This window comes from Martelella sp. FLE1502 (genome assembly GCF_053484255.1).
This window is the reverse complement of sequence record NZ_JBAKFQ010000040.1, coordinates 1-24628: the sequence shown is the minus strand read 5'-3', so window position 1 is coordinate 24628 and position 24628 is coordinate 1. Positions and strand designations below refer to the sequence as shown.

Sequence of the window (24628 nt, the reverse complement as noted above, 5' to 3'; positions counted from 1 at the left end):
TTGAAAGCCGGGCTGTGGTTCCGGCGCGGTCGTCTCGTCATGGTATCTCCTGTTCACGGCATCTAAGCCGATCTCAGGCAGAAATTCCACTTATCCTCGCTGTCCAGATTTTCCGAACCACCTCTGACATCTGGCCCCAGAGCTTGAAATGTGCCGCGACGTGAAACACGACCTCGACTCCGTCCATGGCAGACGTGAGCGCCGCAGGGTCTGAAAGATCGGCCATGACGGGTTCAGCCCCCGAAGCCTGAACCTGCGCCAAGGCTTCGGCGCTGCGGCCGAGCGCGCGGACACGCCAGCCGTCCGAGAGCAGACGGCGGATGAGATGTTTGCCGACGAAGCCGGATCCGCCGGTGACGAGGGCAAGGCGGGACGGGGAGGGCAACTGGCTCATGACGATCTCCTGGATGTGTGCCAGGCAAGGTGCCACAGAGCCGAGTGTTACACAAAATATGAAATCTGTTACTTATTGCCCAACATCAATGGATCGACTAGAGACCTTCAGGCTTAAATGGAATCCGTTCTGTTTGTCGAAACCGGTCATTCCACGCGAAGAAGCCCGCGCGGCATAGCCATAGCTATGGCGCGCGGGCTTCGACAAAGTGGAGGGCCGGTTTCGGCAAACCCGAAGGGCGGCATGAATTTGCGCCATTACCGGCGGTCTTCGGCTTGGACATAGCTATGGCTATGCCCTGCGCCAAAGCCCTTGGTCCTGGCGCAAATTCCTTGCCGCAGAACGCTTCCATTTAAGCATGAAGGGCTCTAGGAATCGCGCATGGAAAACCCCGTCTCTGATCCCCGTGCCCGCATTCTCGACACGGCGGCCGAACAAGTCCGCCGTTTCGGCGAGGCCAAGACCAACGTCGTCGACATCGCCAAGGCCATGGGTCTGTCGCATTCGGCGATCTACCGGCACTTCCAGTCGAAAGCGGAGATCTTCGACGCCCTCGCTGCACGCACCATGGACGAGGAGGCCGACCTGGTGACCCGCTTCGCCAAGGCCGAGGGCCCGGCGGCAGAGCGGCTTCGCGGCCTTGTCCTGGCGCTCCACCGCAGCAAGCGGGCCAAGCTCGGTGATGACCCTGAAATCCATGGTCTCTACCGTCGGATCGTGACGGAGCGCCCGGATCTCGTCGCTGATTATGGGCGCCGCATGACCGCTCTGGTCCGGCAGGTACTGGAGGATGGCGTGAAACGTGGCGAACTCCACGTCCGGGATGTCAACGTTGCCGCCGGTGTCGTGCGGGACGCGGTCACGGTCTTCGTCCATCCCGCTCACGTGGAACAAGCGGTCCATGCCGGGCTCGACATGGAGCCGAGACTTCAGGCCGTGCTCGATGCCCTGATCCTGGCCTTTGCGGCAACCACCCAGACCCGATAATGCGCAGGCGGACATCGGTTTGATTGTGTTACCGGCGAGAAGGTTCCAACTGTCTCTTCCGCGCGGTAACGGCCCCTTCCGCCTCGATCCCAGCGCGGATTTCTTCGGCGCTGTCGCCACCGGTGCTCAGAACGCGCTTGTCCTCCAGTTTGTTGGCGTCCCTGTAGGCTTCAGTGATGTATTCCGCGGGCGGCAACATGTGGTCGAGGTGATCTGTCATCACGGTTTCCTTCGGTTGAGGCTTTTGGGCCATTGATAACGGTCCGGCACCTCGCCTTGCCGGTCTGGTCAGTCGACGCATGGTTACAGGAGCGGTTCCCGCGTCTCCATTCCCGCGGACTGGACGTGGATCGTGACGGCCATCGTCTCGCGCAAAGCCGGGCCAAGAGGCTCGGAAAAGCGTCACGCAGGCGCAATGTGGCCCAAATATCATCCTGTTCTTCGCCTTCGTGCGGCAGTCTGGTCGGGCGTCAACGGGTGTTGCATTGCATCGAAGATGAACGCCTTGTCGCACGCATCGAGATCAAAGCCGTTGGCCGGCAAGCCGGTGCCATTGCACCCCGAGCGTGTTGCATCGCTCACGGTGCTGAGGGCTCTTTCCCGGTACCGGAAAACACGTCGGCAATGCCGGCGTCGAGGGGTGTGCGATAGGTCAGCAGGATATAGCCGAGCACGGCATAAAAGCCGACGGTGGCGATGAGGTCGAAGACCGCGGGTCGTCCGAGCGTTTCGGCAAGCGCGGCTTCGGTCTCGGGCGAAAGCCGGCGCTCGTCGATCAGCATGTCGACGGCGCGGGCAATCAAGCCGTCCTCGCCCTCCGGCATGGCGCGCAGCGCGGCGATGCGTTCGGCGGAAAAGCCGAGCCGTGTCGCGCGGTCGACATGGTGGTTCCACTCATAGCCTGAACCGAAACGGAAGGCGACGCGCAGGATCACGACTTCCGAGCGCTCCGGGCCGAGCGCTGTGTCCTTGACCACATGCTGGCGCAGCGGCGCCCAGGCGCGCAGCAGGTCCGGGTGATGCGCCATGGTGCGATAGACATTGAGCGCGCCGGCGAAGCCGTCCTTCAGCTCGGCGATTTCCTGTGGCCATTCATTGTCCTGAATCGGCGGCAGGAGGGGTTTGTCGGTCATTGCAACAGGCTCCACTCGGTATTGCATACAGCCCAGGGGGCTGAATGATCGCCCCCGCGCTGCGAGAAAGACAGATCTAAATCCGGTCTGTCCATCCAGCGGACCAGCCGAATCCTGATTTTGCTTCAGCGATTGACCAAATCTGGCGTGAAGGGTTCCGGCAAGTTCGACCAAACAACCACACCAGACCCTCTAGATATGGAATCTCACCGTGGGCGGCCCGGAGCGCCTGCGTTACCGGTACATCGTCACCACTTTTGAGACAGTTGCTTCAAACACAATCCTCGCGCTTTCAAGCGATGCGTTGGGCGCGGGGGCTCTCCTCCATCACGGCGATCATCTCCCTCACCAGACGCTCGGACAAACGGCCGCGCACGGACTCATAGCGGGGATCGGACCATAGATTGTTTGTCTCATTCGGATCGGCAACCAGATCGTACAGCTCGCCCCATTCGAAATTCATGAAGATCGTGAGCCGCCATTGCTTGGTGATCAGGGTGCGGATGCGGGCGGGCTCTTCGAGGTTGTAGCGCGCGCCGCTGTCGTGGTGTTCGATCAGCAGGGCGTCGCGAATTTCGTCGCCCTCGGCCATGGCCGGGATCAGGCTTTTCCCCTGCATGCCCCAATACGGCCTGATGCCTGCCCGCTCAAGGATCGTTGCCGCGACATCCACCGTTGAAGCCAGCGAGCCGGACTTGGCGATGGCGTCGGTGTTGGACGGGTCGCTCCAGATAAATGGCACCCGCGTCAGGCCGCGCATCTGCAACATTCCCTTCAGGAGAAGGTTGAAGTCGCCCATGTAATCGCCGTGGTCCGAGTTGAAGATCACAACGGTGTTGTCGGCATGCCCGGACTCTTCAAGCGCCTGCATCACCTTGCCGATCTGATCGTCGATCATGGTGATCATCCCCGCGGTAAGCGCCATCGCCTCGCGGATTTGCCGGTCGTTGGCGTAGAACGCGGTCTGCAGAAGCGGGGCGGTTTCCCCGTTCTCCCACATTTTTCTGATGTGTTCGAGAATGGGGTTGGGGTTTCTGTGGGCGGAGTAGGGCAGGCTCACGTCAAAGTCGTCCGGATCATACATGGACCAGTATTTGCCCGGCGGATTGAAGGGGTGGTGCGGGTCGGGAAACGAGACAAATGCGAAGAATGGCGTATCGTCGCCCGCGCGATCGCGCAGCCATTGCGCAGCCCTGTCGCCGATCCAGGCCGTGGGGTAACTTTCTTCGGGCACGGGCGTTCGATAGGCTTGAGGGCATGTATAGTCGTGCGGCAGCTCATTGGCCGGATCATGCAGGTCTCGCCAGTCGGGGTGGGTTCGGCGAAACCACTGGCCGTAATGTCCGCCGCATTTGTCGCCATGGCCCGTCACCATCTCCACATGCTGATAGCCATAATAGGGCGCCTTGATTTTGTAAGGCTCCGTCTTTTCGTAGCTGCCCGGCGCCTCCTCATCATAGCTTCTCTGCTCCGGCTTCCAGGCCTCCGCGATCGGGCCGGCTTCAAACGGCTTGCGCCCGAGCGGCCTTGCGTCGGTGAAGGTCTGCAGGTGGCTTTTGCCGATTGCGGCGGTGGCATAGCCTGAAGCAGCCAACACCTCCACGAATGTGTTCGCCCGTTGGGTCAGCGCGCAGCCATTGTAACGCAGCCCGTGGACGGATGGATAACGCCCGGTGATCAGCGAAGCCCGGTTTGGCATGCAGACGGGCAGCGCAACGTGGAAATCCTCAAACGATGTTCCGTTTTCCGCGATGCGGTCGATATTGGGCGTTTTGACGACGGGGTGTCCGGCGCATCCAAGCCAGTCGGCGCGCTGCTGGTCCGTTATGAAATAGAGAAAATTGGGCCGCTTAGCTGTCATCATCGCCGCTTTCGGTGTCGCTTTCGCCAAGACCCGGAAATGTCTTCTGCGACAGTCTGTGAAGGTTTCTGAAGATGAGCTCCGCCTTGCCCAGCGGCACGAGCGCGTGTTCACGCATGGCAAACTCTGCCCGCGTGCCTTCTCCGTTCCTGATCGCCTCGACAATTCTCTTGTGATCGAACTGGGATGTCGCAAAACCCTCGACCGCTTCGTCATCGGTGAAGGCATGAAACAGCGGAGAGGCCCGAAACGGGCTTTCCTCAAGCCGCCGCGACAGAACTGAATTGCCGGCCATGCTCGCGATCGTCGCGTGAAACCGGACATTCACCTCGATAAATTCGTTTCGGGCGGATTCACCGCCGTCGCCCTTGGCGATAAGCTCGTCCACGATTGCGATGCAGCGCATCATTTCATCTTCATATTGTTGAAATCCGCCTCTCTCTGCGGCAAGGCGCGCCGACATGCCCTCAAGCGTGGCCCGGACTTCAATGATTTCCCGCATCTCTTCAATGGTGAACCGCCGCACGCGAAAGCCGCGATGCGGTTCTCCTTGAACAAGGTCTTCCTGCTCAAGCCGCGAGAGCGCGAGGCGCACCGGCGTGCGTGACACATCGAGCAGCCTGGCAAGTCCGACCTCGGTCAACCGGTCGCCGGGGGATATCTCGCCGGTCATGATCAGGTGACGCAGGCGCTTCGTTACCGCCTCTGTGTTGCTGCTCGATGCAGATCGTGATTGCATGCAATTTACGGCCTCTCTATTCCTCGTGATCGGAAAATCGCAGGATTTTGGACGTAATTCAACCCGAAAATTCGCATACATCAAGAAATGATTGTTGAATTGCATGCAATTCTATGAAATGAGTTTGAGAGGGAGAGACGTTCATCTGGATCGGTAAGGCTGCCACCATGCATCCTATCGGCATGCGTCGACGCGCAATATGGCCCGGCCGGCCGGTGAAATGAAAATCGGGTGCGACAGGCACCGAGAGGGAGGCGTGCCAATGATATCGAGAACTCTGACCGTTGCCATGGCGGCGGTGCTTCTGGCCGGAGCTTCGGCCAAGGCCGAAACCAGCGTGGTCTTCAACAATTATCTTCCCGAGCACAACGAGATCATGCGCAATGTCATTCGGCCCTGGGCAAATGCGGTGGAAGAAGCCTCCAACGGGGGCATCGAGATCGATTTCACGGCGTCGTCCTTGGCGCCGCCCCCGCGCCAACTGGAGATGATCCGGGCGGGCGTCGCCGATGCGGCGATGAATATTTCATCCTTCACGGCGTCTCAGTGGCTTGCGCCGCTGATTTCGGAACTGCCGGTTTTGTTCGATCGCGACAGCGCCAAGGCGCATTCCATTGCTCTGTGGCGCACATATGAGACGTTTTTCCGCGAAGCGGAGCCCATTGACGGGGTCCATGTCGTGGCTCTGGTGGCGCTCACGGGCAATCACATCTGGAACAACAAGCGTCCTGTCGAAGTGGCCGAGGATGTCCGCGGGCTCAAGCTGCGCGTCAACCCCAATGGCGTGCCCGTGATCGCCGCAATGGGCGGCGTGATTGTGTCGCGCCCGGCGGTCGATACATTTGAACTCGTCGAGCGCGGTGTGGTCGATGGCACCGTTCTGCCGATCTCCTCGGTTGAGGGGCTCGGCGTGCTCGAGGAACTCAAATACGCAACGCTTTATCCGGGCAGCCTGTATCGCTCGACGGCATCGATCATCTTCAATCAGAAGGTCTGGGATGCCATGCCGGAAGCCGACAGGGCCGCAATTGAGAAGGTCAGCGGCGAAGCGCTTGCGGCGCTTGCGGGCGGCAATCTTGACGATGCGACCGAACAGGCCCGCGCCGCACTGGAGCCGGCGGGCATAGAGGTCATCGAAGCCGGCGCCGATCAGATAGACGAGCTGCGTCAAAGCGAAGAGGTTGAAGCGGCAATTGCAAAATGGAAGGAAAAGGTTGCCGGGCTTGGTCTTGATCCTGATGAGGTGATCAGCTTCTATCGGGACCAGCTTGAGGCGTTGGACAACTGAATGGCCGCCGCTCCGGATACGGCGACCAGCCGCGCCAGCACGGTTTTCGAAACGACCCTGAAGGTTGTCCTGACGGTCACACTGTTGGGCATTCTCGTCCTGACATTCTTCGATGTCGTGGGTCGTTACGTATTCAACGCGCCGATCCCCGGCGCCTTTGAAATTCAGCAATATGGCATGGGAGTCCTGATCTTTGCGGGTCTGCCCCTCATTACGTTTGACCGCGGCCACATCACCGTTTCTCTCATCGATGGTTTTTTTGGGCGAAACGCGACGTTGAAGCGCGTTCAGCGCGCGGCTCTGAATCTGATCAGCGCCGCGATCGTGGCGCTTTTGACCTATTGCCTCTGGGACCAGGCGGAAAAGGCGATGCAGTGGGGCGTGACCTCGGCGTTTCTCGAGTTGCCGCAATATCCGGTGATGTTCTTCATGGCGTTGACGTCAAACAGCATGTCCTACGGATTTATCGTCGTCCCCCTGTTCGTGCTGATGGGCAACTTCATCTATCGGGCGGATCTGGCCTCGGATCTCTATAGAGCGTCGTATGCCTGGTTCGGCCGTTTTCGCGGCGGGTTGGCCATGTCCACCATCGTCGCCTGCGGCGGCTTTTCCGCGGTGAGCGGATCATCCGTCGCAACGGCCGCCACAATGGGCAAGGTGGCGTTTCCGGAGATGACAAAATACGGCTACAGCCCGTCATTTTCCGCGGGCACGATTGCCGCGGGCGGGACGATCGGTATTCTCATCCCGCCCTCGGTCATTCTGGTCCTTTACGGGATCATAACCGAGTCGGATATTGGCGCGCTTTTCATTGCCGGAATTCTGCCGGGGATTTTGACGGTCCTCGGATATTTGCTGGTCGTCGTCGGAATGACGACACTGTTCCCGCGCATCGGGCCCAGAGGGGAAAGCTTTTCCTGGAGATACCGTTTTGCCTCGCTCAAAGGAGTGTGGCCGGTCATGCTGCTGTTTTTCTTTGTGATAAGCGGCCTCTATTTCGGAATGTTCACCGCCACGGAGGCGGGCGGCATGGGGGCCGTGGGGGCGCTTGTCTTCTGCATTATCCGGAAAAGGATAACATTGCGGGGTTTTCTGGAATCGATTTTCGAGGCCGGCAAAATGACGGCGATGGTATTCACCGTGGCGCTTGGAGCGCTCGTTTTCTCGAATTTTATAGAGATCGCGCGTATGCCGGCAGAACTCAAAATCTGGATGGAGACGCTGGCGCTGTCGCCGATGCAGGTGATGTGGCTGATTCTGGCCATCTATCTCTTGCTGGGCTGCGTGTTCGAAGGCGCGGGCATGGTGTTGTTGACCGTCCCGCTCTTCGCCCCGCTCGTGTCGCTTTTGGGCTTTGACCTCGTCTGGTTCGGCATCGTCGTTGTCGTCGTCACCGAAATTTCGCTTGTGACGCCGCCGATCGGGATGAATGCCTTCGTCATGAAGGCGGTTATCCCGGAGCTTTCACTCAGCGCGATATTCAGGGGTATAGCGCCGTTCTGGGTGGCGGATATCTGTCGCCTGGCGCTGATCGTGTTTTATCCGCCGATAGCGCTTTATCTTCCCTCGGTCATGGGATGACTGGGCCGCGCCTCTTGGAGGGCGGCTCTTAGCCCGAGGGCGCATTCTCGATCGGCAGGGCGGTTTTGTATTTGACCTGCTTCAGGGCGAAGCTCGACTTGATATTTGCGACCCCAGGGATCGTGGTCAGATAATTGATGATGAATTTCTGCAGCAGGTCGACATCGGCGACCGCCACGCGAATGAGATAGTCGCTGTCGCCTGTCATCAGGTAGCATTCCATGACCTCGGGATAGGATTCCATCTTGCTCTCGAACAGTTCGAGCGCGTTTTCCACCTGGCGTTCGAGCGTGACCTGAATGAAGACGCTGATCGACAGGCCGACGGATTTGGCGTCCACCAACGCCACATAGCGGTCGATAACCCCTTCCTCCTCCAGGGCGCGCACGCGCTGCAGGCAGGGCGAGGGCGAAAGCCCCACGCGACCGGACAGTTCCACATTGGTGATCTTGCTATCCACCTGCAGCTCGGACAGGATTTTTCGATCTATTTTATCAAGCGCCATTTGCCGCATTTTATTTCCTTAAGATTTTCCTTTGCGGCATAAAATCCTGATTATTTGGCTTTTGCAATATATGAACGGCAGAACATATTCCGTGTCTTCGCCTATGATCTTGAAAACACTGCGTCTGGGAGGCGAGCACGATGAGTAAAGTCGAACTTCAAATTGGCGGTCATATCGATCCCGATCCTCTGGAGACGCGCGAATGGATCGAAGCGCTCACCGCGGTGATCGAGGCCAATGGAAGTTCGCGCGCCCAGTTCCTGCTCAGGCAGTTGGAGGAGGTCGGCCGGCGGAACGGCGTTTTTGTCGGCGGTCAGCCCTATTCCTCATACCGGAACACGATCCCCGTGGCGTCTCAGGGACATTACCCCGGTAACCTCGCCATTGAGGAGAAGCTGACGTCGATCATGCGCTGGAATGCGTTGGCCATGGTGGTTCGCGCCAACAAGGCCTATGGCGGCCTGGGCGGCCATATCGCCAGCTATGCGTCCGTGGCGGAAATTTTCGAGGTCGGGTTCAATCATTTCTTCCGCGCGAAAACCGAGACGTTCGGCGGCGATCTCGTTTACTTCCAGCCGCATTCGGCGCCGGGCGTTTACGCGCGCGCCTTCCTCGAGGGCAGGCTGAAGGAAGAGCAGCTTGACAATTACCGGCAGGAACTGTCGGGCAACGGGCTCTGTTCCTATCCGCATCCCTGGCTGATGCCGGATTTCTGGCAGTTCCCGACGGGCTCGATGGGGATCGGCCCGTTGAACGCCGTCTATCAGGCGCGCTACATGCGTTACCTCGAAGCCCGTGGATTGGCCGATACCGCCGGGCGGCACGTCTGGGGCGTGTTCGGCGACGGCGAGATGGACGAGCCGGAGTCGGTCGCCGGCCTGACGCTGGCCGCGCGTGAAAAGCTCGACAATCTGACCTTCATCGTCAACTGCAACCTGCAGCGGCTTGATGGGCCGGTGCGCGGCAACGGCCAGATCATTCAGGAGCTTGAGAGCCTGTTTATCGGTGCCGGCTGGAATGTCATCAAGGTGCTCTGGGGTTCGGAGTGGGACGGCCTTTTCGCCCGTGACAAAGATCTGGTCCTGCTCAGGCGCTTTGCCGAAACCGTGGACGGGGAATACCAAAATCTCGGCTCCAAGGACGGCGATTACAACCGCCATAAATTCTTCGACATCGACCCGGCCACGCGCGATCTGGTTGCGCACATGACCGACGACGAGATTCACACGCTCAAGCGCGGCGGCCACGATCTCAGAAAACTTCATGCCGCTTTTGCCGCGGCCAAGGCGCATAAGGGTCGGCCCACGGTCATCCTCGCCAAGACGAAGAAGGGCTACGGCATGGGCAATGCCGGCGAAAGCAGGATGACGGCCCACCAGTCCAAGAAACTCGACATGGAAGCGCTGGTGAGCTTCCGCGACCGGTTCAAGCTGCCGTTGAGCGAGAAAGATCTTGAGGATCTGAAATTCTACAAACCGGCGGATGGCAGCGAGGAAATGCGCTATCTGCGCGAGCGTCGCGAGGCGCTTGGCGGGTCGATGCCGGCGCGGCGCACCACCGTTCAGGGCGCGACGTTGCCAAACATTCCCGAACTCGCGGACTATGCGAAATTCGCGCTTGATGCTGATGGCAAGGAAATGTCGACCACAATGGCGGCTGTGCGCATGCTCAGCGCGCTCTTGAAGGACAAGTCGGTCGGTCCGCGCATCGTGCCCATCGTCGCAGACGAGGCGCGCACCTTCGGGATGGATAATCTGTTCCGCCAGATCGGCATTTATGCGCCCGAGGGCCAGCTCTACGAACCGGAGGATGCCGGCTCGATGCTGTTCTACAAGGAAGCGAAGAATGGCCAACTGCTCGAAGAAGGCATCACGGAAGCCGGCGCGATTTCATCCTGGGCGGCGGCTGCCACATCCTATTCGGTTCACGACACGGCGACGCTGCCCTTCTACATCTATTATTCGATGTTCGGCTTCCAGCGCGTCGGCGATCTGATCTGGGCTGCGGCCGACCAGCGCGCCCGCGGATTCCTGCTCGGCGCGACGGCGGGTCGCACGACCCTGTCCGGGGAGGGGCTGCAGCACCAGGATGGCGCAAGCCATGTGATTGCCGCCACCATTCCGAACTGCAAGGCCTACGACCCCGCCTTTGCCTACGAGCTCGCGGTGATCATGCATGCGGGCACCCTGCGCATGATGGATGAGCAAAGGGACGAGTTCTATTATCTGACCGTGATGAACGAGAACTACGCCCAGCCATCCATTCCGGAAGGGTGCGAGGAGGGAATCCTCAAGGGTCTGTACAAGCTCGGCGACCGCGGCAAGGCGGGATCCGAAGTCAAGGTCAGACTTCTCGGTTCCGGCACGATACTCAACGAGGTCATCGCCGCCGCCAATATCCTCGCTGACGATTTCGGTATTGCGTCCGAGATCTTTTCGGCGACGAGTTTCTCGGAGCTTTCACGGGAGGCCCGCAGCGTTGAAAGGCGAAACCGGCTCTCGCCCCAAAAGGAACGGGCGAAGTCCTATGTCGAGACATGTCTGCCCGGCACACTGCCGATTATCGCCGCGACCGATTATGTCCGCGCCGTTCCCGAAATGATCGCTCCCTATGTCGAAGGTCGTCTTGTCGCCCTCGGCACGGATGGCTTCGGCAGGTCCGACCAACGCGAGGCCCTGCGCCGGTTCTTTGAGGTCGATCGCGAAAGCATCGCCATTGCTGCAATCGAGGCGCTTGTTCGGGCGGGGCACAGCGAGCCCGAGACTTTGACCAAGGCGCTCAAGTCATTCGGGATCGACGGCACGTCGCCGGATCCGTGGACTGTTTGAGGGCGTCGGACATGAGCAAGACCATAGAATTTACGGTGCCCGATATCGGCGATTTCTCCGACGTGCCTGTCGTCGAAATCCATGTCGCGCCGGGCGATACCATAGCGATCGACGACTCGGTCATATCGCTTGAATCCGACAAGGCCACGCTGGATGTGCCTTCCACCATTGCCGGACGGATCGTCGAAGTGTGCGTCGGCGAAGGCGACAAGGTCAGCCAGGGCTCGCTGATCGCCATCGTCGAGATCAGCGCCGAAAATGCAGCTTCGGATGAGGGGGAGACGCGGAGCACTGAGAAAGAGACGGCTGTCGAGACCGCCACCGCCGAACCTCCGGGTATAGCCGTCGCCGCGCCGGCGCCAAAGCCGGCAGCGGCAACAACGACGACGGCGCTTGTCGATGGAAGATTGGCCCATGCCTCGCCCGGCGTTCGCAAGCTCGCGCGCGAACTCGGCGTCGAGATCGGCGCGGTGCGCGGGAGCGGCCCGAAGGGCCGGATAACGCGCGACGACCTGCATGCCTTTGTGAAGTCGAGACTTGGCGGCAGCGCGCCATCGGCCAATGCTGCCTCCGGCGAAGGGCTGGACCTCCTTCCCTGGCCGAAAGTCGACTACGAGAAATTTGGCGAAACGGAACGGGTGCCGCTTTCCCGTATTGCCCGGCTTTCCGGCCCGAACCTGGCGCGCAATGCGACGATTATTCCCCATGTCACCAATTTCGAAGAGGCCGACATCACCGAACTGGAGGCATTCCGGAAATCTCTCAATGCCGCTTCCAGGGACGGCCTCAAGCTTTCGATCCTGCCGTTCCTCGTCAAGGCGGCGGCGGCCACGCTGAAGCAGCATCCGAAATTCAATGCGTCGCTCGACGGCGATTCACTCGTCCTGAAGAAATATTTCAATATCGGGGTGGCCGCGGATACGCCGGAGGGGCTGGTCGTGCCTGTCGTCAAGGCTGCGGACCAGAAGGGGATCAGCGAGATCGCCGCGGAAATGGTTGAGCTCGCCGCTTTGGCGAGAGCGGGCAAGCTCAAGCCCCAGGACATGCAGGGCGCAACCTTCACGATATCGTCGCTGGGCGGCATCGGCGGCACGAATTTCACGCCGATCATCAACGCGCCCGAGGTCGCCATTCTGGGTATGACGCGAGCCAAAATGCAGCCGGTGTGGAACGGAGAGGACTTCGAACCGCGCCTGATACAGCCGCTTTCCATGAGCTGGGATCACCGCGCCGTCGACGGCGTGGCCGCCGCGCGCTTCCTGGTGACGCTGAAAGACATGCTGTCGGATTTCCGGCGTATTACCCTTTAGGAGATCTGTTGATGAAAACGGACATCAAGGTCCCCGCCATAGGGGACTTCGCCAATGTGCCGGTCGTCGAGGTGAGCGTTGCCGTGGGCGACATCATCGCGGTCGACGACACGGTCGTGATGCTGGAAAGCGACAAGGCGACGCTCGATATCCCGTCGCCGGTGGCGGGCAGGGTCACGGCCATACACATCGCTGTCGGCGACCGCGTCAGCGAGGGCAGCGCGATCCTGGAGGTCGAATCCGAAACCGGTTCTACGGCCGGAAGAAGCGAAGCGGCAAGGGAGGAGGGCGCGCAGCCGGATGCGGACGCGGAGGCTGAACTTGTCGTCATCGGGGCCGGGCCGGGCGGTTATACGGCCGCCTTCCGCGCGGCTGACCTCGGCCTGAATGTGACCCTCGTCGAACGCGACCCCAATCTGGGAGGCGTCTGCCTGAATGTCGGGTGCATTCCGTCCAAGGCGCTGTTGCATGCGGCCAAGGTGATTGACGAGGCGGCGGCGATGTCGGGCCACGGCATTGCCTTCCCGAAGCCCGAAATCGATATCGATCGGTTGCGGGCATGGAAGAGTGACGTGGTCGCAAAGCTGACGGGCGGGCTGACCGGCCTTGCCAAGAAACGCAAGGTCAAGATTGTACGCGGGTCTGCCGTGTTCGAAGGCGGCAATCTCGTGCGCGTGTCGCATGTGGGTGACGAGAAAACCATCGCCTTCAATCAGGCGATCATCGCCTGCGGCTCCGAGCCGGTGCGGCTTTCTTTCCTGCCGGACGATGACAGGATCATCGACAGCACGGGCGCGCTCGAACTGGCCGATATCCCCGAGCGCATGCTGGTGCTGGGCGGCGGCATAATCGGCCTTGAAATGGCCCAGGTTTATCACGCGCTCGGCGCGCGCATCACGATTGTCGAGCTTATGGATCAGATCATCCCGGGGGCTGACAGGGATATCGTCGCCCCTTTGATGAGACGTATCGAAAAGCGTTACGAGAAGGTGCTCCTGAACACCAAGGTAACCAAGGTGCAGTCCGAGACGGCGGGATTGAGGGTCACGTTTGAAGGGCCGGACGGAACCCGCGAGGAACTGTTCGACAAGATCCTCTCGGCTGTGGGCCGAAGGCCGAATGGCCGGCTGATCGGCGCCGAAAAGGCGGGGATCAGTGTCGACGAGGGCGGCTTCATCACGGTCGACCGGCAGATGCGGACCAGCCGGGAGAATATATTCGCCATTGGCGATGTCGTCGGGCAGCCAATGCTGGCGCACAAGGCCACGCATGAAGGCAAGATCGCCGCGGAGGCCGCTGCCGGCCAGAAATCCGCCTTTGATGCACGGGCCATTCCCTCGGTCGCCTATACCGAGCCGGAGATAGGCTGGGTGGGCCTGACAGAAAACGAGGCCAGATCGAAAGGCATCGCTTATAAAAAGGCGTCCTTCCCCTGGGCGGCTTCCGGGCGGGCCCTTGCCATGGCCGGTTCGGACGGCGTTTCCAAGCTGCTGTTCGACCCCGATAGCGGACGCGTTCTCGGCGCCGGCATTTGCGGCCCGAATGCGGGCGAGCTGCTTGCCGAAGTGGCGCTCGCCATCGAGATGGGGGCTGATGCCGAGGACCTGTCGCTCACCATTCATCCCCACCCGACCTTGTCCGAGACCATCGGGCTTGCCGCTGAAATCTTCGAAGGAACGATCACCGACCTTTAACGTGAAGCCGCTGTTCGAGCGCGTCTCGCATCGGCTCATTCCTTCTGCATCCAGTCCGGCGTGCAGCATTGTCCACTAGGTGGACAAGTTCGAATTTCGACTGGATTTCAATCGGATGGCGTCCTTATGGTGGTGAAAGCGACACGGAGACAGGTTCCGGCTCTTACTGAAAAAAAACGTAGCCCGAGGGTGCGTCGTCACAGTGAAAGCCGGACGGGAGGAGTGGATAGATGTCGATCATTTCCCTTGGATATATGGGTATCAATTCCAAGAAACTGGGCGATTGGGAAGGCTTCGCCACGGATCTGCTTGGCATGCAGAAGGTGGATCAGGGCGGACCCATGCGCATGTTCCGGATGGATGACCGCAAGCAGCGCCTGATCGTGACCGGCGAAGGCGAGGAAGATCTTGCCTTCATGGGCTGGGAGGTCGCTTCGCCCGCGGATCTGGAAGCCTTGGCGGCCAGGCTCGAGAATGCGGGCTTCCCCGTCACCTTGCACGGCGCGTCGCTTTCGGATCAACGCCACGTTTCCCGTCTGATTTCCTTCCATGATCCCGACGGCAACCGGCTGGAAGCCTTTTGTGGCCCCGAGATCGCAAGCGATCCCTTCCTGTCCGGGCGCCCGATCAGCGGCTTCAAGACCGGTTCTCTCGGGATGGGTCATGCGGTCCTGCATGTCGCCGATGTCGAGGGAATCCTGCATTTCTACAGGGACATACTCGGTTTCAACGTGACCGATTACGGCCTGAAGCCCTATCCGCTCTACTTCTTCCACGTCAATGGACGCCATCACAGCTTCGCGATGGTCGGTTCCGGCCGCAAGGGCATTCACCACTTCATGGTCGAACTGCTCTCGCTCGACGATGTGGGCCAGGGCTATGACATAGCCCAGCAGCGCGATGAGGGGATCGCCTATACGCTCGGCCGGCATTCCAACGACCATATGATGAGTTTCTACACCAATACCCCGTCCAAGTTCTTCGTGGAATACGGCTGGGGCGCGCAGGTGGTTGATCCCGAGACCTGGAAGCCGTTCGAGACGCATGAAGGTCCGTCGACCTGGGGGCATGAGCGCGTCTATCTGCCCGAGGACGATGAAGTCAGAATCCGGATGCGCGAGATGCGGCACAAGAATGCCCGTGACGGGTTCCGTGCGCCCGATCCGAGGCCGAACTGCGCCTGGCTCGATAGCGTCGTGCACGCAGAATAAAACAGCAACTTGAACACATAAAAACCGGAGAGGAGACGACGTTGCGCGTAGCATCATTCATTTTGCCCGAGGGCACTGCATCTTACGGAGTGGTTGAAGGGGATAAGATCAGGGATGCCGGCGCCGGACTGCGCGCCAGATACCCCGACCTAAAGGCGGTGATTGCGGCAGATGCGATTGGAGAATTGCGGTCCGCCGATGGTGAAAGCCTGGCGGTGGACAGCGTCAGCTTCATCCCGACAATCCAGAATCCGGACAAGATCATCTGCATCGGGCTCAACTATCTGGGCCACATCAAGGAGACCGGCCGGGACCGGCCGGAATATCCCTCGATCTTCACCCGATACCCCTCGACGGTCGTTGGTCACGACCAGCCCATGATCCGGCCGAAGGCATCGGACAAGTTCGACTATGAGGGCGAGTTCGCGGTGGTCATCGGCAAGCGCGGGCGCGCCATCGCAAAGGACAAGGCCTTCGATCACGTGGCTGGATATACCTGCTTCAATGACGGCTCGATCCGTGACTATCAACGGCATACGACCCAGTTCTGGGGCGGAAAGAACTTCGACCGGTCGGGCTCGATGGGGCCGTGGATCGTCACGCCTGACGAACTGGGCGACGTCGACAGTCAGACCCTGGTCACGCGGCTGAATGGCGAGGTGATGCAGGAGACGTCTGTTGGCGATCTGGCGTTCAAGGTGCCGGACCTGCTCGCTTATGTCTCCACGATCACGGAGCTGTTGCCGGGCGATATTATCGCGACAGGCACGCCGAGCGGGGTTGGACTTTTCAGGGACCCGAAGGTGTTCATGAAAGCGGGCGATAAGGTTGAAGTCGAAATTTCGGGCATTGGAACGCTGCGAAACACTATTGCCGACGAATAAGAAAACAAGACAAAAAGGCTGGAGGACAAAGATGATACCGACGCACGCGGATGTTGCCATCATTGGCGGCGGCCCCGTCGGGCTGACCGCAGCAAGCCTGCTGGGCAGACTCGGCGTCAATTGTGTTCTGTTCGAGCGGAACCAGACGACCGCCTTTCATCCGAAGGGTCACGTGGTGAATACCCGGACCATGGAGATTTTCCGGATGATGGGCATAGCCGAGGGCGTGGACGCGGAGGCGCTTCCCCTTGAACGACACGCCGGCATCGGATTTGTCACCAGCCTTCTTGGCGATGAAATCGGCGCGATCAAGACGCGCAGCGATCCCGAATGGGCGCGCATCGAGCGCACTCAAAGCCCTGTGCTGAAACGGTCCTGCCCGCAGGACAGGCTGGAGCCGGTGATCCGCAACCACGCGGAGGGCTTTGAAAGCGTGTCGCTGCATTTCGGCTGCAATGTCACCGCCATCGAACAGCATGATGATGGCGTCACGCTGAGCTGGGAGGACGCCGGCGGCGCCTCCGGCAGCACGCAGGCAAAATACGTGATTGCCGCCGACGGCACGCGCAGCGAAGCGCGCGATGCGGTCGGCCTCGGCATCAGCGGCGAGTCGATGGGGCAGCAGATCGGCATCTATTTCCACGCCGATCTTTGGGAATATGTAAAGGACCGGCCTTACCTGCTTATGTGGATCTACAACGCCAGGACATCGGGCGTGCTGATATCGCTGGATGGGCGCAATCGCTGGACCTACAATTTCGGCTATGCGGAAACCGAGACGCGGCACGATTTCACCGAGGAGCGCTGTCTGGAGATACTGCGCGCGGTGATCGGGACGGATGATATCGACATCGAAATCAAGAACATCATGCCGTGGCGCATGCAGGCGCGCATTGTCGATTCCATGTCCTCGGGGCGCGTATTCTTTGCCGGCGACGCCGCGCATCCGTTGCCGCCCACGGGCGGGCAGGGGGTGAACACCGGTGTTGCCGATGTGCATAATCTGGCGTGGAAACTGGATTTCGTGCTCAGGGGTTTTGCGCCCGAAGGTCTGCTGGAGACCTATGACACGGAGCGCCGTCCGGTTGCCAAGTTCAATGTCGAGCAAAGCGCGCGCAACGCCCGGGCCATGGAGAAGAAGGGCCTTTCGGGAATGCTGTTCAATGACAGCAAGTTCCTGTCCAACATCGAGGGTCCCGCGGGCGCGGCGAACCGGGCCAAGCTCGCCGAGGGCATTCCGGAACAGCGCGCCCATTTCGACTATCCGGGCCAGACCTTCGGCTTTCACTATGATTCCAGCCTCGTCACAGGCGACGGCACCCCCGAGCCGCCGATCGAGGTGGAAACCTACACGCCGACGGCGCGTCCGGGGCACCGCGCGCCGCATATTCCGGCCCGTTTCGAGGGCCGGGACATTTCGATCATCGACCTCTTTGATCTTGAGGCCTTTACGCTTCTCGCGGGCCCGAAGGGGCAAGCCTGGAAGGCGGCGCTTGATGGCCTGGACGGCAAGACGCTGCCGAAGGTGAATGCCTATCTGGTGGGACATGAGCTCGATGTCGAAACCGATCTTGAAGCCTGGAAAGACCTGTATGGCGTTTCAGAGGAGGGGGCGGTTCTCATCCGTCCCGATGGACATGTGGCGTGGCGCAGCTCCGGGAACGGCGATGCTGATGCCCTGATTGCCGCGCTTTTCAGATCGATCGGCCTGAATGCCGCATCCGAAGATGAAATCGCTAAGAGAAAGACCGTATTGAATGCCGCATCCTGAGTATCAGACAGCAGTCATCATCAAAGAAGCGGGTGGTCCCGAGGTTCTCGTCGCCGAACGGGTGCCAGTCCAGAGCCCCGGCCCCGGCGAGGTGCTAATCCGGGTCTCCGCGGCCGGCGTGAACAGGCATGACGTTCACCAGCGTGCGGCAGGAAAGCACAGCGACGGTCAGGCTGTTCCCGGCCTCGAGGTCTGCGGCGAGATCGTCGCCGCAGGCGAAGGCGTGCGCGGCGTCGCCGAAGGCGAGCGCGTCATGGCGCTGGTTCAGGGCGGCGGGTATGGCCAGTATGTCACCGCGAATGCGGGACTGGTGATGCCGGCGCCCGACGCGCTTTCCGATGCAGAGGCGGCAGGCATTCCCGAGGCCGTGTTCACGACGTGGTGGAACTTCTTCAACCTCATGTCGCTTGAGAAGGACCAGTTCGCCTTGTTTCATGGCGGCACCAGCGGCGTCGGCCACATCGCATTGCAGGCCATGTCGGCGCTCGGGTACAATGTTCTGGCGACCTGCGGCAGCGAGAAGAAGGTGTCGGCCGCGCTGAATTTCGGGGCCAAAGCCGCCTTTCTCTACGATGATCCCGACCTTGCGGACAAGGTGCTGGCCGCCACCGGCGGCAAGGGCATATCCGCGCTTCTGGATGTCTCCGCCGGCGCGCATGTGGCGCAGGACCTGAAGATGATGGCGCCGGACGGGATGATGGCGCATCTGTCCGGCGGCGGCGGCGCCTCCCTCAGCGTTCCGTTGCGCGACATCATGGCCAAGCGGATTCGTATCACCGGCTCGCTTCTGCGCCCGCTGCCGCTGGCGCGCAAGATCGCGGTCGCAAGGATGATCCGCGCGGATGTCTGGCCGCTTCTCGGACGCCAGGTGCGGCCGCAGATCGAGGGCCGGTTCGACTTCCGGAAAGCCGCCGACGCCCATCGCATGATGGAGAACAACAGCCATATCGGCAAGATCATCCTCGACGTCGTTCACGACTGACAGGCTGGCTCAGACATCTCCCGGGCGGCGGTTGAACCCGCCGCCTGCTGCCTTGTGTGACCGCTGCGCCTTTTGTTGCTGTAGTCTTGGATAGACAGGGGGCAAGGCGGGCTTTGATCGACCGCCCGGCTTGGCATCGCCCCCGATTTTCCCATAATAGAGCTCGCGGACGCGAAACATGCCACTGGACAAGCCCTGCGCTTGTGCATCCGGAGACGAGTTGAGAATGACCACCAAGGGCGGATCACGCTACAAGAGGATTCTCGACCAGTTCACCGAAGACCGACCGGCATGGACCGTTGCCGATCTGGCGGAGCAGCTGGAAACGGCCAGCAGCACCCTGTACAAGTGGGTCGGGGAGCTCGTAGCCCTCGGCTTTCTGGAAGCCACGCTCGATGCCCAGTATCGGCTGGGGCCGGCGTTCCTGGAGTTCGAGCGCCGTTTGCGGCGAACGGACCCGTTGCTGCGGGCGGGCGAGGTATTTCTCACGGAACTTGTCGAAAAGTCCGGGCTCGAGTGCACGGCAATTCTGGCGCGGCTTTACGGCAACAAGGTCATGTGCGTCGCGGATGCGCACAGCGCGAACATGCAGTTGACCAGCAGTTTCGAACGAGGCCTGCCGATGCCTCTGACGAGGAGCGCCACGTCGCGGGCGATCCTCTCCGTCATCGAGTCGCGCCGTCTGAAGCGTTTCCTGCAGCGCGAAACCGAACTGAAGGGACCGTCCCTGAATCGTTTTCTCGAAGATGTCTTTGCCGCGCGCAAACAGGGCTACTGGATCTCCCGCGGCGAGGTCGACCAGGGCGCGATCGGCATCGCGGTTCCGCTTTTCGACCGGCAATTGGGGCTCGAGGCATCGCTCAGTCTGGTGGTGAAAACCGACAATGTGACCGAGGAAGAGCTTGGCAGAGTGACCGCTCTGCTGACGCAGACCGTTGAGCGGATACAGGCGTTTCTGGCGCAGCAGTATAAGGAGCCGGAAACGACATAGCGATTTCAGGGCTGCAGTGCTTTGGACAAGGACGGCAACCCTGAAAATATGATGTTATGACCGCAGAATGGCCTTGCCCCAGGTGTTCAGCGAGCGTGCTTCGTGGGGCCAGTCTTCGCATGGGCGGTCATGAATGACTTCGAGCTCGGCGGAGATTTCGATCCAGTTGCCATCCGGGTCCGCGATAAACGCAAACAGATTGTGGCCGGGTCCATGCCGGCCCGGTCCCCACATAAGCTGGATCCCCTTGCTGGCGAAATGTTCGCACCAGTCGCGCAGGTAATTCCATTCTCCGGCCTCGTAGGAATGGTGATCCATGCCCGTGCGGTCGCCGTCAAAGGCGGCTATGGTGTGGTGCTCGTGATTGGAGGTCACGAATATCGTGGCGATTGATCCGTCGTCGCGCACGACACGGTCAACCATGCGGAAGCCGAGCTTCTTGTGGTAGAATTCATAAAAACCCTCGATGTTCTGCGTGCGATAGGTCATGTGCTGAACGGGACCCCAGATGGGGGCTGCGGCATTGGCGCGCGGCCAGCCCATCGTCTTCACATAAGCGGCTTTCGACAGTCCGAATGCGACGAGATGGCCGTCGTAATCGCGCACGGCAAAGGCGCCATCCTCGAAATAGGGAGACGGGCTGTCGAGGATTTCGACGCCCTGCGAGCGGGCGCGTTCGCGTATCATCTCCAGACCATCGGCGTCGCGCACCGCAAGGCCGGAAAATCCGAGCTTCTGGTCCTCCCCCTTCAGCACGATCATGCGGCGGGCCGGCCCTTCGCAACGCCACTGGGTCTCGGAGATCTTCTCGACCTCCATCTGCATGGCGTCGCCGTAGAACGCGGCGAGCCTCTCCGGGTTCGCGCTCTCGAATGCGACGTGGTGAAGATATGCGCCGGCTTGGGCGACGGTATCGGTCATTTGTACTCTCCTCAAAGTTTTTACGTTGCAATATTATCTAAAAAAGAGAATACTGCAAATGAATTGACGTGTGGGGAGCAAATCCTCGATGCGCGAGACGTGTATGGGGCATGCCGGCCGCAAACGCCGCAACCCGGAAAGCAGGAGGGCCGAAGCCTTGAAGAATAGCGAAGGAGGCTTTCGCGCGGAGACATCCGCCGTTAGCCGGGCAACGGGCGCATCAGACCCCGAACCGGCAATCAGTTGCGCCGATATATACGATACTTTTCATGCCGCGTTGGGTGTCTGCAGCCTCCAGTTCAGAAATCTCGGAAAGCGGGAGACTTTCTTCGGGCCGGCGGAGACGGTCGCGACATTCGAGGATCATACGCCGGTTCTCAAATGCGTTTCCGCTGCCGGCAACGGGCGTGTCCTCGTGGTGGACGGGCGAGGGTCGCTGACGACCGGCGTGATGGGCGACCGACTTGCGGAAATGGCGAGGATGAATGGCTGGGCCGGCGTCGTGATCAACGGCGCGGTTCGCGACAGCGCGGCCATCGACGCCATGGCGTTTGGCGTGAAGGCGCTCGGCGCGACGGCAAGGCGGGGCTGGCAGGCGACCTCAGGCAGGTTCGGCGGACAACTGCGATTCGGCGATATCACCATTGATCGCGGCGATTGGATATATGCTGATCGGGACGCGGTGCTGGTCAGCAAATCGGAGCTGGACATGACCCTCGTAAAGGGCGCCGCGGTGGCGGAATGAGATGCCGATAAAGCCGGAAAGGCGCAATTTGAAGGAGGCTCCTGCCCCTTCAGGAGAAACGGGCCGCCGCGCCGCGCAGACCAAGATGCGGTGATCGCGCGATGGGAGGGAGGATTCCACGTGACTACGGATAGCAACATGACTGAGACGATTGAGACCGACGTACTGATTGTCGGCGCGGGACCGGTGGGCCTGTCGCTGGCCAACGAGCTGGGGTACCGCGCGGTCGATTATATCCTTGTGGAAGAGGGGGAGGGGAAGGTCTTCTTTCCGGCCGGCGAGAATATCTTCTCCCGCACGATGGAGTATTTGCGCCGCTGGGGCATTGCCGATCGTGTGCGCTTCGGCGATGCGATATCGCCCGACTATCCGCGCAATATGGGGTTCTGCACCACGCTGGAGGGCTGGCCTCTGGCGCTTTTCCCAGGGGTCTCAAACGCCGAAGCCCCGCAAAAGGACGCGCATTCGCCAGAAGGCGGGTTCTTCTACCCCAAGAAAGGGTTCGACCCCGCGCTCCGTCAGGCCGCTGAAGAAAAGGGCGGCGATTTGCGATATGGCCACAGGCTGATTTCATTCGATCAGGACACAGACTATGTGACGAGCATCGTCGAAGACCTGCAAACCGGCGAAAGGCGTCAGATACGCAGCCGGTATCTTGCAGCCTGCGACGGCGCGCGCAGCACGGTCCGCAAACAGCTTGGCATCAGCTACGTCGGAAGCTTCGGCGAGGGCTTCAACTTCGCGGTCTACTTCCGCTGTGAGGGTCTGGGAGACAAACTCACCCGCTTGTTCGGGCGCAAGATGGCGCAGGTGCATACCGTATGCCACGCCAATCGCGCCTACATCACGGCGGTTGACGGCCGGGATGAATGGCGGTTCTCCATGTACACGGAAGAAAAACGGGATTTCGACCCGCGAGACGTGGTGGCCGCGGTCATCGGCCCGGAGCTCGCCTTCGAGGTGATCCAGGCTCAGCCCTGGACGGGACACCGCGTGGTGGCGGAGCGCTATCGCGACAATCGCGCGTTTCTGCTGGGCGATGCAAATCATCTGCGCTGGCCGAAGGGCGGTTTCGGCGCCAATACAGGCATCGGCGATGCCGTGGATCTGGGCTGGAAGCTTGCCGCGCGCTTGCAGGGATGGGGCGGGGAGACCCTGCTGGACAGCTATGAGGCCGAACGGCGGCCGATCGCCATACGCAATACCAACGAGGCGGCGAACAACCGGGTGTTCGACAGCATGATCGCGCCGGAGCCGCATGTGGAAGATGATGGCGAGGAGGGTGCGGAAGTGCGTCAGCGGCTGAGAGACCGTCTCTTCGCCCTGCGCTACCGGGAGTTCGCGACAGCCGGCATACAATTGGGACACCGCTATCGCCAGTCGCCGGTCTGCGTTCCGGACAACAGTCTGGAACCGCCGGACGATCACATGCTCTATCGCCCGTCAACATATCCCGGCGGCCGGGCGCCGCATGCCTGGATGAACGATGGCCGCTCGACGCTCGACCTGTTCGGCAAGGCCTATGTCCTGATGGTCTTCGGCACGATAGAGGGAACCGATACGTTTCTGGCCGAAGCCAAAAGAATGGGCATACCTGCCGGCATGCATCTGATCGAGGAGGAAGAAATCGGCGCGCTCTACGAAAAGCCGCTGGTGCTCGTGCGACCGGACGGGCATGTCTGCTGGCGCGGCGAACGGGTTCCCGAAGCAATGACGGAATTGTGGAACACGGTCACGGGCCGGCGTTGCGCCGAGGAACCGTAAATGCGCCGCAGGCGCGCCTGCTGTTGTCCGGTCCCGTGCTGAAGTTCGGGAACCGGCGGATCGCCGCGTCAAACCTTTACCGTGACCATCGCCCATGCGATATCTCGTCTGGAAGCGGCCGATCTCCACAACGCACGGGTCTTTAGCAAAGATGAGCCAACTCAATCACGTGCGATCGTTGCAGCGCGGTATCGCGATCCTACAGATCATAAACCAGAAGAACGGCCTCAAGGCCGCTGAAATCGCCGCGATCGCGGACATCCCGCGGCCGACGGTCTATCGGCTCCTGGAAACGCTGGAGCAGATGCGCCTGATCGTGAAGGATCAGACGAGCGATAGCTGGCGCGTTGCCATTCACGCGAAATCGCTCAGCTCCGGCTTCCGCGACGAGGACTGGGTCATTCAGACCGCGGTGCCCGAGATGGTGCGGCTGGGACGCCAGGTGCTGTGGCCGCTCGATCTGGTCGCATTCCGCAATTCTGTCATGGAGATCCGGGAATCCACGCATAATTTCAGTCCGTATTCCCTGGATCACGGCATGGTCGGCCTGGGCCTGCCCGTGCTGGGCAGTTCCAGCGGGCGCGCCTATCTGGCCTTTTCCCCGGATGACGAACGCGAACATGTTCTCGCCGGCCTGAGCGTTGAACTGGGCGTTGAGCCGCCCTTCATGACCGTGGACGGCCCATTGGAAAAGATACTGGAAGAATGCAGAGATCTGGGGGTCGGGTTTCGTCGCGAGGGCTTTCGCAGCGGAACCATGAGCATTTCGGCTCCGGTGGTGTTCAGGAAACGCGTGATCGCATGCCTGACGATGGTCTGGATCAAGTCGGCGCTGAGCTTTGAATCCGCCGTGGCCAGCTATCGCGAACCGCTCATCGAAGCCGCCAACAGGATCTCCGCCCAGGTCGAAAAGCTCGAATACGAGATCGAGGAACTGGGCGATTGATTGTTCCTGCCTGCGCTTACTGCCGGCGCGCAAGAGGAGTGAACCGCACCGGGTTTGCCGGAGGCTCCTACTCTTGAGTAAGATGGAGCATCA

The 24628-nt window shown here is 60.7% G+C and carries 21 protein-coding genes; 14 read left to right on the top strand and 7 right to left on the bottom strand.

Annotated elements, in window-relative coordinates; genetic code table 11:
• Positions 1-73: 73 nt before the first annotated feature.
• Positions 74-394 carry an NAD(P)H-binding protein gene (locus V6767_RS21830; RefSeq protein ID WP_448475373.1) on the bottom strand — a complete coding sequence of 107 codons (321 nt, stop codon included), beginning with the start codon at positions 392-394 and terminating at the stop codon, positions 74-76.
• A gap of 381 nt (positions 395-775) precedes the next feature.
• Between V6767_RS21830 and V6767_RS21825 the strand changes: the two genes are divergently transcribed.
• Complete coding sequence (locus V6767_RS21825; protein ID WP_448475372.1) at positions 776-1381, top strand: TetR/AcrR family transcriptional regulator; 606 nt, start codon at positions 776-778, stop codon at positions 1379-1381.
• 28 nt (positions 1382-1409) lie between these two features.
• Here the strand turns inward: V6767_RS21825 and V6767_RS21820 are convergent, their stop codons facing one another.
• The 4 genes from V6767_RS21820 to V6767_RS21805 form a co-directional block, all read right to left on the bottom strand.
• The gene (locus V6767_RS21820) at positions 1410-1601 is read right to left on the bottom strand and encodes a hypothetical protein (RefSeq protein WP_448475371.1); all 192 of its coding nucleotides are present in this window, start codon (positions 1599-1601) and stop codon (positions 1410-1412) included.
• A 358-nt stretch (positions 1602-1959) separates the two neighbouring features.
• Positions 1960-2514 carry a carboxymuconolactone decarboxylase family protein gene (locus V6767_RS21815; RefSeq protein WP_448475370.1) on the bottom strand — a complete coding sequence of 185 codons (555 nt, stop codon included), beginning with the start codon at positions 2512-2514 and terminating at the stop codon, positions 1960-1962.
• Positions 2515-2806: 292 nt separating this feature from the next.
• Positions 2807-4378, bottom strand: a complete 1572-nt coding sequence (locus V6767_RS21810; RefSeq protein WP_448475369.1) for a sulfatase family protein — start codon at positions 4376-4378, stop codon at positions 2807-2809.
• Complete coding sequence (locus tag V6767_RS21805) at positions 4365-5114, bottom strand: GntR family transcriptional regulator (RefSeq protein ID WP_448475368.1); 750 nt, start codon at positions 5112-5114, stop codon at positions 4365-4367. The genes V6767_RS21810 and V6767_RS21805 overlap by 14 nt, the downstream gene beginning before the upstream one ends.
• Positions 5115-5376: 262 nt before the next feature.
• On the opposite strand from V6767_RS21805, the gene dctP reads away from it, so the two are divergent.
• Entirely contained in the window at positions 5377-6402 is a 1026-nt protein-coding gene (gene dctP / locus V6767_RS21800) for a TRAP transporter substrate-binding protein DctP (protein ID WP_448475367.1), read from the top strand.
• The gene (locus tag V6767_RS21795; RefSeq protein ID WP_448475366.1) at positions 6403-7983 is read left to right on the top strand and encodes a TRAP transporter large permease; all 1581 of its coding nucleotides are present in this window, start codon (positions 6403-6405) and stop codon (positions 7981-7983) included. It abuts the gene before it with no gap.
• Between the two features lie 28 nt (positions 7984-8011).
• Here the strand turns inward: V6767_RS21795 and V6767_RS21790 are convergent, their stop codons facing one another.
• Positions 8012-8497 carry an Lrp/AsnC family transcriptional regulator gene (locus V6767_RS21790; RefSeq protein WP_448475365.1) on the bottom strand — a complete coding sequence of 162 codons (486 nt, stop codon included), beginning with the start codon at positions 8495-8497 and terminating at the stop codon, positions 8012-8014.
• 131 nt (positions 8498-8628) lie between these two features.
• Here V6767_RS21790 and mdeB point away from each other — a divergent pair, with 131 nt between their 5' ends.
• The 8 genes from mdeB to V6767_RS21750 all read left to right on the top strand — a co-directional run bounded on the left by mdeB (position 8629) and on the right by V6767_RS21750 (position 20159).
• The gene (gene mdeB / locus V6767_RS21785) at positions 8629-11316 is read left to right on the top strand and encodes an alpha-ketoglutarate dehydrogenase (protein ID WP_448475364.1); all 2688 of its coding nucleotides are present in this window, start codon (positions 8629-8631) and stop codon (positions 11314-11316) included.
• Positions 11317-11327: 11 nt separating this feature from the next.
• Positions 11328-12626, top strand: a complete 1299-nt coding sequence (locus V6767_RS21780; RefSeq protein ID WP_448475363.1) for a dihydrolipoyllysine-residue acetyltransferase — start codon at positions 11328-11330, stop codon at positions 12624-12626.
• Positions 12627-12637: 11 nt separating this feature from the next.
• Positions 12638-14320, top strand: coding sequence for a dihydrolipoyl dehydrogenase (lpdA, locus tag V6767_RS21775; protein ID WP_448475362.1), 1683 nt, complete (start codon positions 12638-12640; stop codon positions 14318-14320).
• A 230-nt stretch (positions 14321-14550) separates the two neighbouring features.
• Entirely contained in the window at positions 14551-15531 is a 981-nt protein-coding gene (locus V6767_RS21770; RefSeq protein ID WP_448475361.1) for a VOC family protein, read from the top strand.
• A 41-nt stretch (positions 15532-15572) separates the two neighbouring features.
• A complete protein-coding gene (locus V6767_RS21765; protein ID WP_448475360.1) occupies positions 15573-16415 on the top strand; it encodes a fumarylacetoacetate hydrolase family protein in 843 nt (280 codons plus the stop codon).
• Between the two features lie 31 nt (positions 16416-16446).
• A complete protein-coding gene (locus tag V6767_RS21760) occupies positions 16447-18186 on the top strand; it encodes an FAD-dependent monooxygenase (RefSeq protein ID WP_448475359.1) in 1740 nt (579 codons plus the stop codon).
• On the top strand, positions 18173-19168 hold the full coding sequence (locus V6767_RS21755; protein WP_448475358.1) for an NAD(P)H-quinone oxidoreductase: 996 nt from the start codon (positions 18173-18175) through the stop codon (positions 19166-19168). Before V6767_RS21760 ends, V6767_RS21755 begins: the two co-directional genes overlap by 14 nt.
• Positions 19169-19394: 226 nt before the next feature.
• Positions 19395-20159, top strand: a complete 765-nt coding sequence (locus V6767_RS21750) for an IclR family transcriptional regulator (RefSeq protein WP_448475357.1) — start codon at positions 19395-19397, stop codon at positions 20157-20159.
• A gap of 54 nt (positions 20160-20213) precedes the next feature.
• On the opposite strand, the gene V6767_RS21745 is transcribed toward V6767_RS21750, so the two are convergent.
• Positions 20214-21080: a VOC family protein gene (locus V6767_RS21745; RefSeq protein ID WP_448475356.1), complete on the bottom strand. Its 867-nt coding sequence runs from the start codon at positions 21078-21080 to the stop codon at positions 20214-20216.
• An 88-nt stretch (positions 21081-21168) separates the two neighbouring features.
• On the opposite strand from V6767_RS21745, the gene rraA reads away from it, so the two are divergent.
• The 3 genes from rraA to V6767_RS21730 all read left to right on the top strand — a co-directional run bounded on the left by rraA (position 21169) and on the right by V6767_RS21730 (position 24535).
• Positions 21169-21825, top strand: coding sequence for a ribonuclease E activity regulator RraA (gene rraA, locus V6767_RS21740; protein WP_448475355.1), 657 nt, complete (start codon positions 21169-21171; stop codon positions 21823-21825).
• Between the two features lie 138 nt (positions 21826-21963).
• The gene (locus tag V6767_RS21735; RefSeq protein WP_448475354.1) at positions 21964-23589 is read left to right on the top strand and encodes an FAD-dependent monooxygenase; all 1626 of its coding nucleotides are present in this window, start codon (positions 21964-21966) and stop codon (positions 23587-23589) included.
• Between the two features lie 94 nt (positions 23590-23683).
• Positions 23684-24535 carry a helix-turn-helix domain-containing protein gene (locus V6767_RS21730; protein ID WP_448475353.1) on the top strand — a complete coding sequence of 284 codons (852 nt, stop codon included), beginning with the start codon at positions 23684-23686 and terminating at the stop codon, positions 24533-24535.
• Positions 24536-24628 lie beyond the last annotated feature (93 nt).